The sequence below is a fragment of the Limosilactobacillus balticus genome (assembly GCF_014145615.1).
In the GTDB taxonomy this organism is placed as follows: domain Bacteria; phylum Bacillota; class Bacilli; order Lactobacillales; family Lactobacillaceae; genus Limosilactobacillus; species Limosilactobacillus balticus.
Window position 1 is genome coordinate 31,365 of sequence record NZ_JACIVH010000064.1, and the last position, 12,466, is coordinate 43,830.

A 12,466-nucleotide genomic window follows, 5' to 3' on the forward strand; every position below is an offset into this window, starting at 1 on the left:
TGATTTATATGTAGTCTAACGTTATTCTAGACAAAAACTTAGTAGGGCTTTGCACCCATACAGCCTTGAAGCCTAAGTATAATCAGGACCACACAATCACCGCACCCGGTCGTAGTTTTCCGCCTACTCCTGTAACGATTGCTGTCCATTCATACGGTAATCCTTTAGCCGCTGAGTTAGATTACGTACTCTTCTGCTGATCACAGCACGGTTGCTACGAGACTATCAGAGTAGCATGTAAATTTAATGATAAAGGAGATCTTCCAAAACGCACAAACCAAATTTAATCGTTACCGTAAATTTATTTTTGAAGTTAATGATAGTCTCAACGTGGATTATGGGGCTCAGACCCATCAGTCAGTCAAACATCTGATCCACACTCAAGCTTAACAAGAGATCCCGTGTGGTATTAAGCATAGAAATCTCTTTCCTTAAAGCCAGAATCCTAAATTTGAGTAGTTAAAGGCTTGCTCAGACACAATTGGGGGTCACAAGGCTACATCGCTAACCTTCCGACAATATCATTTTCGCACTTAAAAATGGGCTTGAAGTTCACTCATAGTTCACTGTTTGTTCACTCGTTGTTCACTTTTTTCGTCCTTGTATGCATGAAGGTCTTCTAGTAAGTCAGCATCCCCGAGCAAACTAGTATATCTTTCCAGCGTATCCGCAAACTCACTACAAGCAATTTTCAAGTAATGATAGTAGCGTGTTTTCTCATAGCCAATCTGATTAGCTACTTCCCAATCTTTTTTATTCTGAATAAACTTAGCAATTAATATTCGCCTACTTCTAAGACTACATGCGTTGAGTGCTTGAGCGATTGTCTCAACTAAGAGATGGTAATTAGCAACTTTAACCATTTGATTTTCCATTGAATTACCAGCGGCACTTGCTCTTGGCATTCCGTCAATCTGTGGGGATGTTAGCTTGATTCCTCCACCTACTAAGCGACATAAGCGTGCATATTCGTCCTTGAAGAAGTAACGAACATTGTCAGTAGTTCCGTCAACATCTAATTCTTTCAAAAGCCCCACTTTTAGCACTCTCCCCATTTTGATATAATATTTATGTTTGATAATTTGAAGGAGCGTGCCATTACTGTGGTGCGCTTTTTTATTTAGTATCTAGATAATACTAGAACAATAATCAATGACACTACCGAAAAGATTAATGCAAAAGATTGAAGATTCATTATTGCTCATCCCTCAGATAAATAATTCTTGCATCCAAGCTTTCTAAATAAGCTTGCATTGACCTTAGCTGTGCATTTAGCATTGTTAATTCTAATGGGGATGAAAGCTTTGGTCCCTCTTTAACAATAAATTGAGCTAGCCGATCTATCTTACCTAACAGATCCTTTCGCTCCTTTGCCAATTGCTGAAGTACTTTTCGTTTACTTGTCATTGGATTTCCTCGCTTGATTAGTTCGTCGCTCCTCGAAGTTTGCTTGTTTTATCGACAGGACAGTTCCTAAGATAAAACCAACAGTAAAAATTAAGACAGCGCCGATAATTAATAGTTGCGTCATTTACTTCATCCCCTCTTCTGCTTTTCATTAATTTTTCTCAATTCCCAATAAAGTGAAGAATTAGCTAACCAGTGTTTTTTGCCACGATACTTTGTTCCTTTGTAGAACGGTAGCTCAAATTTTCTTGCTAGGTCTTTCATCATTAAGCGATTAATCCAATACACTTTTCTTCTCTCATCGCTTTTCATTAATTTTTGATACTTAACAAGAATTTCATGTAAAGTTCGTCGGTTAATCTTCATGGTTTGCTTCCTCATTCATCAATAGCAACGAGTTTAGCCATATCATCGTAGTTAATTCTGAAACGCTCTAAGTGGCCAAGATTAAATCGAGTAACAATAATCTCGTCACCATAAAGAGATTGATTAATGATCTCCCTGGTAGTTTCTCGTACTGATAATTTAAGACCGTTATGAAAAATTATTTGTGTCTGCATTATGCAATCACCGGATACTTAATCTCGCCAAATGTTTCTTGTTCTAGTTGCTGAATGTATCGTTTAATATTATTCTTTGCTTCTACTTGCCATTGGTTGTTATCAGCCATGAATAATGCTGATTGCATCCCCTCACGCATTCGGAAGATAAATTTACTTGCTGGCTGATCAACTTCCTGGAATGTCCAGAAAGGAATTAACTTAACGGGATTAGGAACCTTCACCTCATCGACACTAGCAACACCAGAATTGATTTGAACACTTTGGCTCACACCATCATCAGTCTGTTGATGGATGCTCTCACTACGAAGATTACTAACAACTTTCAGAATGATATTTCGGTCGTCATTCTCCTCAAAATGTGACTGCAGCATGATGATCATGCTTTCCTGATCTAAGTAACTTTCTAAGTTAAGACTATCAACCACTGCCCGAACCTCAGCGAAACAAGGACGTTGACCACCTTTAGCTAAGTTTCCAATTACCTCAACCTTAGTCGGACTAACCACATGGATTTTTAGTGCATCGTTAATTGACGATCCTTCACTTTCCAACCACTCAATCAAGCTAGTTAATTGGTTCAACTGGAGGGGATGAGCAATGATCGGATCATTAAGTAAAGCTGCATTCCCATCATGATCAAGAAGATACTGCCGGCCGTTTAATCCTGTAATAAGCTGATTGCCGTTAGCATCATTTACGAGTTGTTCAAATTGGGTTAATTCACCATTAATCTTTGTTTCCATGAGTTAGTTCTCCTTTTGTAAATCAATAATCTTGCGCTTTTCTTCTTTTTCCACTTCTTCAACTGGTTCGCCAGTATCCGTCTTAGCCTTACCATCATCCGGATCGATGTAAGTTTGACCCTTAACTCCTGACTTCAACTCATTAACGTGGACCTTGCCGTTAATATCACGACCTAAAAGCATCGTGGTTGGTACTCCAACTTCTGGAGCAAGAGTGGTCTTAACTTCAACCGTAACATCTGAGGCATCCCGCTTTTCATTCGGAGCTAAGGTGATATTAAGTTGTACCTTCCGCTTTTTAGTTGGGTCCGTATTGGGATCAAGGATATTGTCCGCTACTTGTTGTAATGCACGGTTAAGCTTAACTTGCACCCCACCATCTGCAATTTCTGATAAATCAAAATTAATTGCTTTTTTCTTACTCATAACTCTTCTCCTCCACATCAATAAACATTTGACCATCTTCACAGTAATAATTAAGTTTCCAGCCATTGCGTCTCATCAAATGAATTAACTTCTCAGCAATTTTTCGCCCGTCAATGCCAAGATTAAACAAATGATAAAGTTCAGGCTCCATCACGAAGTCATCACAGCCCAGAGCTTCCATATCAATGGGGAGATAAAGCCGATTGTAATGACCCTTATCGTGTAGCTGATGAGCTAGATTAACCTGCATGATATCGAATAGCTGATCTTCTAACATCTTTTGATCTCCCTGTCGCCGTTTTGCAACATATTCGTGTCGTAAGTAGTTCTTTAATTCCATTACTCCTCGCCTACCTTTTTTCTAAATTTGAGTATTTCTTGAAGCCGCCAATCATTAGCCGGTAAAAGTTCTTCTGCTCTCAGCCGACTGTATTTCCAAAATTTGCCGTCAAACGTGTGGTAATTTTCCAGTTCATCAAGGGCATCACTTAATTTGTCTGTTATGAAATCAGTCAAACTTATCAACCCATTCGGAAATGTTATAAAGTTCTTGTAGTTCAGCAGTGTGGGGCATTTTGATAACTTCACTAAATGCTAAAAAGTTACTTGTATCATTACGAATAAAATAAACATCCTTTGCTTTCCTGCTTAACGAATCACATTGGATTGCTACTCCATTCATCCCCCTAATTGCCATATTGAATAACAAGAAAGGAATTGCTCTATCTGACATTTCTTCTACCTGATACCAATAAGCTCTAGGGTCATAAGTAAAGATTGACAAGAATTTTAAGTTAGGATCAGCATGTAATGGATTACCAACCCGATCATTTGTACAGTCATCCCACCAGCGCTTGATTAAAATTCCACCTGTCCCTGCAGCTACCTCAAAATAGTGGCCATTAGATTTATCGCTATCAACTAAGCTATTAAGCAAGGTCGCAATGCTATCAGGGGTAAAATCCTGCTTCTTGCTTTTCCGTTCAGCTTGCTCATCTTCAAAATATTCATGGAACCAGTCAAACTTTAGGTCCGTTGAAACTTCTAGGAACTTCTTAAAGACTTCTGGACGCTTTTGATCATCAAGCATTAGTTGCAGCATTCTTTCCGGAGCCTTATATGACTCGTCAATTTCTAACAGCTTATTAACGGTTTTTGTATCAAACTGCATTATTCCACCTCAAATCCCTGTCATTACAGACATAATCTTGTTGTTATCCTCGTTTGCTAGCTTGTCTAGCAGGTGGATATAGACACGTTGGGTTGTTTCTGTATTGCCGTGGCCTAACCGTTTAGCAACACTTTGAATTGAAACACGGTTAGCAATTAGCAGGGATGCATGAGTATGACGCAAACCATGAACTGAAATTGGTGGTACTCCCGCCTGGTCACACATTTCCTTTAACTCTTTATTAAACACTGAATTATAAATGTGATTACCACCTCGGGTATTAGTACGAGAGTCACTAGCATACCAATGAGCCCAGATTGACTCATCTTCTTTTACTCCATCCAGGTGGCGTTGTAGGTCAGTTAATGCCTTAAAATCAATTAGGATTTGCCTAACAGAATACTTGTTCTTAGTCGGCATAAAGTCACCAGGTTTAACTTGAGAGTAATCTATTTTCTTGTAGTTCAGTGTCTTATTGACGTAAATAGACATGTTATTCATATCAACATCAGCTGGAGTAAGGCCAAGAACCTCAGCAAATCGCAAGCCAGTACGTAATGTAAAATCAAAGAAGTCACCATATCCGCTTTGATCAGCATTAAAGACTTGTTCAAGTTTATGAACCTCATCCATTTCTAGCCACTTCTTAAGCTTCTTTTTCTTCTTAACTTGAGAGGTAATACGAATCTTGTAGCATGGATCACGGGAAATCCATCCCTCATAGACCGCATCTCTGATTGGTGCTTCTAGTAAGCGATAGAAATTACGAACAGTTACTTTTTCATGCGTTTGTCCATAAGCATTGATGAGTTTTTGTATATCAGCTCGGGTTATTTTATCTAGCATTAGATCTGGAGCAAGTTTCTTAATTTGTTTACCTGTCAAAATATATCTTTGGTAAGTAACATCACGGACATCCCCGTATTTGTAGGTTTCATACCATTCCTTGTAATACTTCCAGAACTTAATAGCTCTCTTTTTTCCAACTTGTACCATCGATGCTTATTCCCCCAGATGATAAACAGGGATCTTAGGCTTAGTGCCAGGAGCAATACTCAACTTCCCGTTATAAACATCATTATCATGTTGGACTGCTGCAAGATTAGTTAATCCCTGTTGCTGATAACGATTTAAGATCGAACGTAAGTATGCAAATGTTGGACGATCAGCATTCTCAAACATGGAAGTGATGGCAAATGCTACCACGTCACCACCAAGTTCATTTACAAACGCTTTTAATTCGTTTTGTGATTTTGGGGATTCGAGCTTTTTATAATATGAATTAAGAGTAGTACTAGTAGTAGTATTTAAATTATCTTTACTCTTACTTAACTTAACTCTATCCTTACCTAACCTAACCTGAGGATCCATTTCGGTTCCATTCTGGTTCCAATTTGGCTCCATGGAGTTAAAGTCTTGTCCCTGTTGAGGTTGAGAGTTTTCACTTGAAATTTGATTTTTATTTTTGGAACCACTTTGGATACAGTTTGGTTCCATTTTGTCTCCATCTTGGATACATTCTGGAGACATTTCGGTTCCAACTTGGTTCCGTTCTGGTTCCAAATCGGTTACAAATTGGTACCGTTTATTCTTATCAAGACCAATTAATTTCATGTCTTCGGTATAAATTGTCGGAGTGTATCGATCCTTTTTGACATAGTTAGAAACTAACCAATCCTTAATAACAACCACTCCATCTTCAAAGACAATCAAGTAATCTTTTTCAACTAATGCTTTAAGATCGTCCTCACTAGCGCCGATCATGCGTTTAATTGACTTAGGATTGCCAACAAAACCGTCATCATCAGCATTCATCCCCAAATGGAAGTAAAGTGATTGAGCAGTAAGCCCCATATCAAGGAACTTATCTGTCTCAGTAACCTTCTGACTAAACATTCTGCGCTGTGCCATTGTGTAACCCCCTAGTTATAAATTTGCTTAACCAATTCATCAAAGTCTTGAGATTCGCTTAGTCGCTTAAGGTGGTAAGCAATATCTTCTGCTAACTTCAGATGATGGCTGTACGTCTCAGCATGCTTAAATTGATCACATAAATTACAAATAAAAATAGCTTGATCAATCACATTGTTAGCAAGTTTTTTAACTTCTGCTGCAGTATCTTTTTCTGACATATGTTATAATCTCCTTGTAGATTTCTTATCCAGTTATTGGATTTTGCCATCGGTGTTACCAGCGCCGGTGGCTTTTTTGTTACAATCCCACAGCATCAGCGAATAGAAGAACAGCAAGAATACTGCTCCACCATAGTCACCAACTCCAGAGCAATAAGTGATCCATGCACCCATCAGCATGGCAAGAAATTTTGAATTAACAATTCCTTTTAGTGTCATTTTTTTACCTTCTTTCAATGTTTCTTCCGATACTTCTCTTTCAGTAGCAATGGTTTATTCCGCTCATATAGCAAGCTGTACACCAGTGCATATAACAAACACATTGCAATAATTAATATTGGTAATCCAATTAGAAATGCCACTTAATCACCTCTTATTGTGGTAATGATTTATTCCAGTCAACTTTATCTTCATGTTGTGCTAACCAGCGTGTAGCCTTTCTCACATCAATCCTTACTGGATGGCCTTTTCCAGCGTTCAATCCAAAGACGCCTGGCATCTTTGGCAACAAGTACAACTTTAACCAAGCTGGCGACTTATCATGACCATACTTATGACGAAATTCTTTAAGACTAATTAACATTGGTTCATATTGTTTAGGCACCAAATCATACTGTTTCTTAATACGTTTGAGCACTTCATTAGTAATTGTTTGGTAATCTTGCTCATCTAAAGTTGCTTCCATCAGTAATCACCTACCTTATTTATAACGATGAGACCTGTAAATCTTCTTAATTACGGATAACTACCTGTGCCAGCAAGTAGTTATCTAAAAACGTCTAAACTAACGTTCAATGCGTCAGCAATCTTACACATCAGTTCAAAACTCGGCTTCTTGATATGACCGTACTTAAACTCATACATAGTCCTATTAGAACGCGGTAACCCAGCTTTAATAGTTAACTGGTAAATACTCATATTTTGCTTTTTAAGTTCGGCTTCCACTTTTTTCCACAATATTCTGTAATGCCTCCATCCTGCTTAATACAACACATTGCAACGTGAACAAACATTCGATATACTTAATCCGTGTTCTCAACACTAAGTCGTCAAACAGTATCTGGAACTCCAGAATCATTTGACGCAAAGTTTTATAATTCCCATTTATTAGGAGGTAATCTTACTTGAAGACACGTACATATATAATTCAGTTGATACAGCCTTGGAGTACAAGGTCGAAATATAAAATCACAGATTTATGTCCTAACTGTGGAGTTTCAAATAATCCAAACACAAAATTAGAAGGGTATTTTAACAGAAATGATAGTGCCATTATTTTATTTAGTCATTTCTGTACCTCTTGCCAAAAATACCATTGGAGCCTACAAGAAATTTATCCAGATATTAAACACGAGCCTAATTTTCTTTTTATCTACCCTTCTGCAAAGTTAACCCCGTTGGACTCTAAACTAGTTAATCTTTCATCGCGTTTTGAACGAATGTATCATTCTGCAGAAAGATCTGAAAATGTCGGTGACTTTGATCTTGCCGGTATGGGCTACCGAGCAGCTCTTGAAATTCTCATTAAAGATTATGCAGTTAAATTTACCGATGAATCTAAGGATAAGATTGCGGGATACACACTAAACGATGCAATTGCTCACTTCTATAAAAATGATCAAACAGCTCAAGTATCTGCAGACGTAGTTAGAATTTATGGAAACGACTATGCACATTGGGATCAACCTGAGCAATTCAATAGTGAGGAAACACTCAATCAACTCAAAGCTTATCTTCAAATCTTTATTAGCTGGATAAATTATCGATTAATGATCGCTAATCCACCTGTTTCTAGACCGGATAAAAAGTCAAAGAAGTAATAAACTTACCATCATTGGTCCAAAGTTTATGAACTTCTCGAACTGGATCATCACTTCTACCAGAACCAATTCGTTCCGTAATATGAATGATCTTTTCAACTTTTAATGAGGTGGGATTATCTTTTAGTAACTGCTTTAAGAAAGCATTCTCATCCTTCAGTTTAGAAACTTCTTTCTCTAAAGAAGCTGCCTTTACGGTGGCTTTTTCTTTTTGTCTATTCTTCATTGCTACCCTCCTTTCACAAGATTGCGCCTCTCTTTGCCATATCACAACCATCCTAGTTTTATTAATAAAAGGGATGTGCCGATAGAAGCTAAACAACTAACAATAATTGTTACTATGTAGCTCCAAAATTCGATTGAATTCCAAAAGTGATTTTTCTTACACATTGCTACTCTCCTTTTATACTTTATTCGTTCTCATTAGCGAACGGATGGAGCAAAAAAAATCGATACTTTTGAAGCATCATAACCAAGTGCATCCATTATACGCGATAAATCTTCAACACTAATATCAACAATTCCTGCTTCACGTTTTGCATAGGCTCCTCTAGACATCCCCAATTTCTTTGCGAATTCTTCTTGAGTATATCCTTCTGCCATACGTTCCGCTTTTAATCTTTGTAAATTAAATGACATATCGCCCCTCCTTTCGTTCTCTTTTGAGAACATATATATAATACAATCAATGTTCTTTATTGTCAACGAATAATTATTAAAACAATATATAGATGTTTCTTTTTAGGAACAAAAAGAATATAATAATACGTGTAAAATATTTTAGGATGTGAAAATTATGAGGAATAGCTCTGAAGTGGTTGACTACCTCAATAATTTACGTGAAGAGCAGAAAGTCTCTATAAGTGAACTTGCTAGACGCGTTAATATGTCAAAGTCAACTGTCTCACTATATTTTAAGAAAAAACGCGAATTCCCAGTTAATAGACTTGATGAATTCGCTACTGCTTTGCATACCACACCTGAAAATGTACTAGGTGTTATTGATAATAAAACAGAAAAAAGGCCAACTAATATAATTTATCCATTAGGAGATAACTTTCAACGCATCAGTATCCCCCTCATTGGTGAGATTGCCTGTGGGGATCCAATCACAGCCGAAGAAAACATTGAAGGCTACGTTGAAGAAATTTTTGAGAAGCCGGTTCCAAAAGGTAACCTCTTTGCTCTCCGTTGTAAAGGTAAGAGTATGGAGCCAACCATTCACGATGGATCGATTGTAACCATTAGAGAACAGCCCACAGTGGAAGATGGCGAAATAGCTGCTGTTCTCGTTGATGGTGATAATGAAGCGACATTGAAACGTGTTAAGCACCAAGGAAATCTAATTATGCTAATGCCAGATAATAAAGAATTCGACCCAATTATCTTAGATAAAGATAACCCAGGCCGAATTGTTGGTAAGGCTGTTCATGTTTCATGGAGTATTAAATAATGATCTACGTCCAAATACCGATTGACATTAAAAACTAAGATTTATATTAAGGAGATTTACTTATGAAGTTCAAAAATATAATCGCACTTAGCTTACTAGGAATTTGTGGAGGAACGGTTACTACTTCACTAGCAAATAATAATTATGTATATGCTGCAAAGGATAAGTACAAAAGTATAAATAAAGAAATTTCTGATACTTTAGCTCAAAGTAAAGGCTGGGCAAATGGAACTCTTGATGAAAATGGAAGTTCTACGGATAGCGGATCTGCAAACGATGAATTTGATTGGGCAAACTATGTCACAAAAATTAAATATACAGGCAAAAATAAATTAAATATTTATGTAACTAATGATTTCAACAGTCTTAGTAGTGAAGATAAGAAAGATAGCATTATGAAAGCAGAAAATAGTGCTGCCGCTATCCTTCTTGATCACAAAAAAATAAAAGAAAATGACACTATTAAGGGACTAAACGTCAAAGTAATTAATAATAATCAAACTATTGGCAGATCTCTTGGTCATCATTCCTATAGTTTCAATTAGGAGTAAGTAAAACGAAAAAATTAAATTTCTATATTTATGATATTTCCATGGCGTTACTTGCTATCATTTCAATTGTTCTGATTGTTTTAGATTATGCCCATGAAATTAATATCATTTCACCGCCTTATAGTATTATTGATAATTCAATTTTAATTGTTTTTGCGATTGATTACTTTGTAAGACTATTCTATGCAAAGGATAAGAAAAGATTCTTCAAAGAAAATATCTTTGATTTACTATCTATCATCCCCGTTAATAATCTTTTCTATGTCTTCCGAATGGCTAGAATTGGACGAGCATTCCGCCTATTAAAACTTTTAAGAATTTTTCGGTTAGTTGGATTAACTGGAAGACTACATAAGTTTTTAAAGACTAACGGATTTATTTATTATCTCTACATCAGTTTAACCGTTATTCTTATTGCTTCCTCACTATATTGCATTTCTGAAAAAGTATCATTCAGCACTGCATTATGGTGGTCAATTACTACGGCTACGACTGTTGGATATGGGGATGTCTCTCCTACTACGGGATTAGGAAAAACTGCAGCAATTTTATTAATGTTTCTAGGAATTGGTTTCATTGGAATGCTAACAAGTAGTCTTACTAATTTCTTTGATACTTCAACGGATAACGATCTGGAAAAAGAATTAGCTGAACTGAAACAGCAAAACAAAGACCTTGAAGATCATCTAAGTAGATTAGAAAAACTTGTAAAAGAGAATAAGTAAATATGTACGTCCAATAAACTGATTGACGTTAAAAGCTGAAATCGGAGGAGTTTATTTATGAATAAAGGTTTTAAGATTATGTTGGCAGTGGGCCTTGCTGGGGTTTCTCTCGCTACCACGACGGTTGTTGTTAATACGAATAGTAGCAATATTACAGTAGTTCAAGCGTCAAAACGTTCTAAAATCAAGAAAGCCGTCTCAATGATGCAAGATCATTTTGGTGATACTGCAGATGTTTATTATGACAAAGAAAATGATGTCATTGCTATTAAGCCAATCGGTCAAGATTTTGAGGATGAAGTGATCGCAGTTCTTGATGGTGATGAATCTGATAGTGACTGGAATGACATGACCAGTGCCTTCGATGATTTATCTGAATCTCTCCATGATGATCTCCATGTTAAGACACCTATTGCAATTGTTAATCCTGAAAATACTGATAAAGTCTTATACATGGCTTACAACGGAGACTCTCTCTATGATGTAATGCACGACGACAACAACTAAATAAAAAACATCCCCTGCTGCAATAAGGAAGGAAATTTAATCTTTTAAGGAAAGAAGTTATTAAGTTCATGACAGAAGAAGAGCAAAGATCATTTAACAAACTGGTTCTCGAAAACGCGGAATTGAAAAGTAAAATTAATAAGCCAAATGAAGATAATAAAATAGCTACTATTTTAAATGAAATTCAATTCGAAATTAAATCTATACCACAAGCAACAAAAAATATTTTTGACAATGATCCAAAAAAGAGATGGACAAAAACCGATATAATAATGATGTTTGTTTGCATTCTCATACTACTTGCAGGCATCATACCTAAAGCAGCTACTTTTCTATCAAAAAATGACTATTCCAATTATTTTTCAGTATTTTCTCCATTTGCCACTTTAATGATTGGATACTTTTGGGGACATAAAAAATAAGAAATTTTATTTTGGAGGTTAAATATAATGTCTAAAGAAATTAAGGTTATTGCAATTCCAGATAATACAAGAATTATTATTAACTACGGATATGAAGATGACCCCGAAAATCCCGATGTTTTTAGAGGAGAAAAACTACATGCCAAAATTGGCCAACAAATTGTTGTTGAGTCAAAAGGAATGGATTTAAAAGACCCCGAAACGAATGAAATAATCGGAAGCTATAATCCTCCTATTGATTATCTAGAGATTACCGATGTTCGTGATAAATATTCAATTGCTAGAAAAAAGGTTAAAAAAGAAGTAAATGCATCTAGTATCCCTCCACTTATTAAAGAAGCTTCAAAAACAAGGTTTGAAGATTTACATGTAAATGCTTCAGATGTTAAAAATATTAAACCTAATTCAGCAATTTCGGTTGGAGATATTGTTGAATTTGTTGATTAATAGATTGACGAGATTAACACTATACGGTATGATAAAGGTGTCTGAAATGGGTTACCTTGATGTGACCTGCGAAGAAGAGCCTTTCTGCTATATAGTGGG

The 12,466-nt window shown here is 36.4% G+C and carries 24 protein-coding genes; 7 read left to right on the forward strand and 17 right to left on the reverse strand.

Annotated features, from left to right (window positions below; translation table 11 throughout):
* Positions 1 to 563 precede the first annotated feature (563 nt).
* From H5S10_RS04750 to H5S10_RS04815, 15 genes are all read right to left on the reverse strand, one after another.
* Positions 564 to 1,037 (reverse strand): ArpU family phage packaging/lysis transcriptional regulator, encoded by a 474-nt coding sequence (locus H5S10_RS04750; RefSeq protein WP_182588908.1) that lies wholly within the window; start codon positions 1,035 to 1,037, stop codon positions 564 to 566.
* Between the two features lie 157 nt (positions 1,038 to 1,194).
* Positions 1,195 to 1,407 carry a crAss001_48 related protein gene (locus tag H5S10_RS04755; protein WP_065532952.1) on the reverse strand — a complete coding sequence of 71 codons (213 nt, stop codon included), beginning with the start codon at positions 1,405 to 1,407 and terminating at the stop codon, positions 1,195 to 1,197.
* The gene (locus H5S10_RS10425) at positions 1,397 to 1,531 is read right to left on the reverse strand and encodes a hypothetical protein (RefSeq protein ID WP_267905335.1); all 135 of its coding nucleotides are present in this window, start codon (positions 1,529 to 1,531) and stop codon (positions 1,397 to 1,399) included. Before H5S10_RS10425 ends, H5S10_RS04755 begins: the two co-directional genes overlap by 11 nt.
* Before the next feature lie 5 nt (positions 1,532 to 1,536).
* Positions 1,537 to 1,773: a hypothetical protein gene (locus H5S10_RS04760; protein WP_065532951.1), complete on the reverse strand. Its 237-nt coding sequence runs from the start codon at positions 1,771 to 1,773 to the stop codon at positions 1,537 to 1,539.
* Positions 1,774 to 1,784: 11 nt separating this feature from the next.
* On the reverse strand, positions 1,785 to 1,967 hold the full coding sequence (locus H5S10_RS04765) for a hypothetical protein (RefSeq protein ID WP_065532950.1): 183 nt from the start codon (positions 1,965 to 1,967) through the stop codon (positions 1,785 to 1,787).
* Positions 1,967 to 2,713: a hypothetical protein gene (locus H5S10_RS04770; RefSeq protein ID WP_182588909.1), complete on the reverse strand. Its 747-nt coding sequence runs from the start codon at positions 2,711 to 2,713 to the stop codon at positions 1,967 to 1,969. The genes H5S10_RS04765 and H5S10_RS04770 overlap by 1 nt, the downstream gene beginning before the upstream one ends.
* A gap of 3 nt (positions 2,714 to 2,716) precedes the next feature.
* On the reverse strand, positions 2,717 to 3,139 hold the full coding sequence (locus tag H5S10_RS04775) for a replication terminator protein (protein WP_085649870.1): 423 nt from the start codon (positions 3,137 to 3,139) through the stop codon (positions 2,717 to 2,719).
* Entirely contained in the window at positions 3,132 to 3,416 is a 285-nt protein-coding gene (locus H5S10_RS04780; RefSeq protein ID WP_182588910.1) for a hypothetical protein, read from the reverse strand. Before H5S10_RS04780 ends, H5S10_RS04775 begins: the two co-directional genes overlap by 8 nt.
* Positions 3,417 to 3,647: 231 nt before the next feature.
* Complete coding sequence (locus H5S10_RS04785) at positions 3,648 to 4,310, reverse strand: DNA methyltransferase family protein (protein WP_182588911.1); 663 nt, start codon at positions 4,308 to 4,310, stop codon at positions 3,648 to 3,650.
* 9 nt (positions 4,311 to 4,319) lie between these two features.
* Entirely contained in the window at positions 4,320 to 5,306 is a 987-nt protein-coding gene (locus H5S10_RS04790) for a site-specific integrase (RefSeq protein ID WP_003663742.1), read from the reverse strand.
* A gap of 6 nt (positions 5,307 to 5,312) precedes the next feature.
* Positions 5,313 to 6,221: a DnaD domain protein gene (locus H5S10_RS04795; protein ID WP_182588912.1), complete on the reverse strand. Its 909-nt coding sequence runs from the start codon at positions 6,219 to 6,221 to the stop codon at positions 5,313 to 5,315.
* Positions 6,222 to 6,232: 11 nt separating this feature from the next.
* Entirely contained in the window at positions 6,233 to 6,442 is a 210-nt protein-coding gene (locus H5S10_RS04800) for a hypothetical protein (RefSeq protein ID WP_182588913.1), read from the reverse strand.
* 33 nt (positions 6,443 to 6,475) lie between these two features.
* The gene (locus H5S10_RS04805) at positions 6,476 to 6,661 is read right to left on the reverse strand and encodes a hypothetical protein (protein WP_182588999.1); all 186 of its coding nucleotides are present in this window, start codon (positions 6,659 to 6,661) and stop codon (positions 6,476 to 6,478) included.
* Between the two features lie 154 nt (positions 6,662 to 6,815).
* Positions 6,816 to 7,127: a hypothetical protein gene (locus tag H5S10_RS04810; RefSeq protein WP_182588914.1), complete on the reverse strand. Its 312-nt coding sequence runs from the start codon at positions 7,125 to 7,127 to the stop codon at positions 6,816 to 6,818.
* Positions 7,128 to 7,207: 80 nt separating this feature from the next.
* Positions 7,208 to 7,399, reverse strand: coding sequence for a helix-turn-helix domain-containing protein (locus H5S10_RS04815; RefSeq protein WP_094528976.1), 192 nt, complete (start codon positions 7,397 to 7,399; stop codon positions 7,208 to 7,210).
* A gap of 167 nt (positions 7,400 to 7,566) precedes the next feature.
* Between H5S10_RS04815 and H5S10_RS04820 the strand changes: the two genes are divergently transcribed.
* Complete coding sequence (locus tag H5S10_RS04820) at positions 7,567 to 8,262, forward strand: DUF4145 domain-containing protein (protein WP_182588915.1); 696 nt, start codon at positions 7,567 to 7,569, stop codon at positions 8,260 to 8,262.
* Here the strand turns inward: H5S10_RS04820 and H5S10_RS04825 are convergent.
* Together H5S10_RS04825 and H5S10_RS04830 are read right to left on the reverse strand one after the other, a co-directional pair.
* A complete protein-coding gene (locus H5S10_RS04825) occupies positions 8,234 to 8,488 on the reverse strand; it encodes a hypothetical protein (protein WP_182588916.1) in 255 nt (84 codons plus the stop codon). The two genes, H5S10_RS04820 and H5S10_RS04825, sit on opposite strands and share 29 nt — an antisense overlap.
* 197 nt (positions 8,489 to 8,685) lie before the next feature.
* The gene (locus H5S10_RS04830) at positions 8,686 to 8,901 is read right to left on the reverse strand and encodes a helix-turn-helix domain-containing protein (protein ID WP_086141463.1); all 216 of its coding nucleotides are present in this window, start codon (positions 8,899 to 8,901) and stop codon (positions 8,686 to 8,688) included.
* Positions 8,902 to 9,058: 157 nt separating this feature from the next.
* On the opposite strand from H5S10_RS04830, the gene H5S10_RS04835 reads away from it, so the two are divergent.
* The 6 genes from H5S10_RS04835 to H5S10_RS04860 all read left to right on the forward strand — a co-directional run bounded on the left by H5S10_RS04835 (position 9,059) and on the right by H5S10_RS04860 (position 12,367).
* Complete coding sequence (locus H5S10_RS04835) at positions 9,059 to 9,715, forward strand: LexA family protein (protein ID WP_063164155.1); 657 nt, start codon at positions 9,059 to 9,061, stop codon at positions 9,713 to 9,715.
* Between the two features lie 62 nt (positions 9,716 to 9,777).
* A complete protein-coding gene (locus H5S10_RS04840) occupies positions 9,778 to 10,260 on the forward strand; it encodes a hypothetical protein (protein WP_182589003.1) in 483 nt (160 codons plus the stop codon).
* 32 nt (positions 10,261 to 10,292) lie between these two features.
* A complete protein-coding gene (locus tag H5S10_RS04845; RefSeq protein WP_325064751.1) occupies positions 10,293 to 10,991 on the forward strand; it encodes an ion transporter in 699 nt (232 codons plus the stop codon).
* A 57-nt stretch (positions 10,992 to 11,048) separates the two neighbouring features.
* Positions 11,049 to 11,498: a hypothetical protein gene (locus H5S10_RS04850; RefSeq protein ID WP_182588918.1), complete on the forward strand. Its 450-nt coding sequence runs from the start codon at positions 11,049 to 11,051 to the stop codon at positions 11,496 to 11,498.
* A gap of 68 nt (positions 11,499 to 11,566) precedes the next feature.
* Complete coding sequence (locus tag H5S10_RS04855; protein ID WP_182588919.1) at positions 11,567 to 11,920, forward strand: hypothetical protein; 354 nt, start codon at positions 11,567 to 11,569, stop codon at positions 11,918 to 11,920.
* A 27-nt stretch (positions 11,921 to 11,947) separates the two neighbouring features.
* Positions 11,948 to 12,367, forward strand: a complete 420-nt coding sequence (locus H5S10_RS04860; protein ID WP_182588920.1) for a hypothetical protein — start codon at positions 11,948 to 11,950, stop codon at positions 12,365 to 12,367.
* The last annotated feature ends 99 nt before the right edge of the window (positions 12,368 to 12,466 follow it).

What these genes read in the sequence shown, in the direction of transcription:
- H5S10_RS04825 (WP_182588916.1), bottom strand. Translation starts at nt 8,488, where the DNA reads ATGAAGAATAGACAAAAAGAAAAAGCCACCGTAAAGGCAGCTTCTTTA.
- H5S10_RS04830 (WP_086141463.1), bottom strand. Translation starts at nt 8,901, where the DNA reads ATGTCATTTAATTTACAAAGATTAAAAGCGGAACGTATGGCAGAAGGA.
- H5S10_RS04805 (WP_182588999.1), bottom strand. Translation starts at nt 6,661, where the DNA reads ATGACACTAAAAGGAATTGTTAATTCAAAATTTCTTGCCATGCTGATG.
- H5S10_RS04835 (WP_063164155.1), top strand. Translation starts at nt 9,059, where the DNA reads ATGAGGAATAGCTCTGAAGTGGTTGACTACCTCAATAATTTACGTGAA.
- H5S10_RS10425 (WP_267905335.1), bottom strand. Translation starts at nt 1,531, where the DNA reads ATGACGCAACTATTAATTATCGGCGCTGTCTTAATTTTTACTGTTGGT.
- H5S10_RS04800 (WP_182588913.1), bottom strand. Translation starts at nt 6,442, where the DNA reads ATGTCAGAAAAAGATACTGCAGCAGAAGTTAAAAAACTTGCTAACAAT.
- H5S10_RS04760 (WP_065532951.1), bottom strand. Translation starts at nt 1,773, where the DNA reads ATGAAGATTAACCGACGAACTTTACATGAAATTCTTGTTAAGTATCAA.
- H5S10_RS04860 (WP_182588920.1), top strand. Translation starts at nt 11,948, where the DNA reads ATGTCTAAAGAAATTAAGGTTATTGCAATTCCAGATAATACAAGAATT.
- H5S10_RS04855 (WP_182588919.1), top strand. Translation starts at nt 11,567, where the DNA reads ATGACAGAAGAAGAGCAAAGATCATTTAACAAACTGGTTCTCGAAAAC.
- H5S10_RS04785 (WP_182588911.1), bottom strand. Translation starts at nt 4,310, where the DNA reads ATGCAGTTTGATACAAAAACCGTTAATAAGCTGTTAGAAATTGACGAG.
- H5S10_RS04775 (WP_085649870.1), bottom strand. Translation starts at nt 3,139, where the DNA reads ATGAGTAAGAAAAAAGCAATTAATTTTGATTTATCAGAAATTGCAGAT.
- H5S10_RS04795 (WP_182588912.1), bottom strand. Translation starts at nt 6,221, where the DNA reads ATGGCACAGCGCAGAATGTTTAGTCAGAAGGTTACTGAGACAGATAAG.
- H5S10_RS04770 (WP_182588909.1), bottom strand. Translation starts at nt 2,713, where the DNA reads ATGGAAACAAAGATTAATGGTGAATTAACCCAATTTGAACAACTCGTA.
- H5S10_RS04810 (WP_182588914.1), bottom strand. Translation starts at nt 7,127, where the DNA reads ATGGAAGCAACTTTAGATGAGCAAGATTACCAAACAATTACTAATGAA.
- H5S10_RS04840 (WP_182589003.1), top strand. Translation starts at nt 9,778, where the DNA reads ATGAAGTTCAAAAATATAATCGCACTTAGCTTACTAGGAATTTGTGGA.
- H5S10_RS04850 (WP_182588918.1), top strand. Translation starts at nt 11,049, where the DNA reads ATGAATAAAGGTTTTAAGATTATGTTGGCAGTGGGCCTTGCTGGGGTT.
- H5S10_RS04755 (WP_065532952.1), bottom strand. Translation starts at nt 1,407, where the DNA reads ATGACAAGTAAACGAAAAGTACTTCAGCAATTGGCAAAGGAGCGAAAG.
- H5S10_RS04780 (WP_182588910.1), bottom strand. Translation starts at nt 3,416, where the DNA reads ATGTTAGAAGATCAGCTATTCGATATCATGCAGGTTAATCTAGCTCAT.
- H5S10_RS04765 (WP_065532950.1), bottom strand. Translation starts at nt 1,967, where the DNA reads ATGCAGACACAAATAATTTTTCATAACGGTCTTAAATTATCAGTACGA.
- H5S10_RS04790 (WP_003663742.1), bottom strand. Translation starts at nt 5,306, where the DNA reads ATGGTACAAGTTGGAAAAAAGAGAGCTATTAAGTTCTGGAAGTATTAC.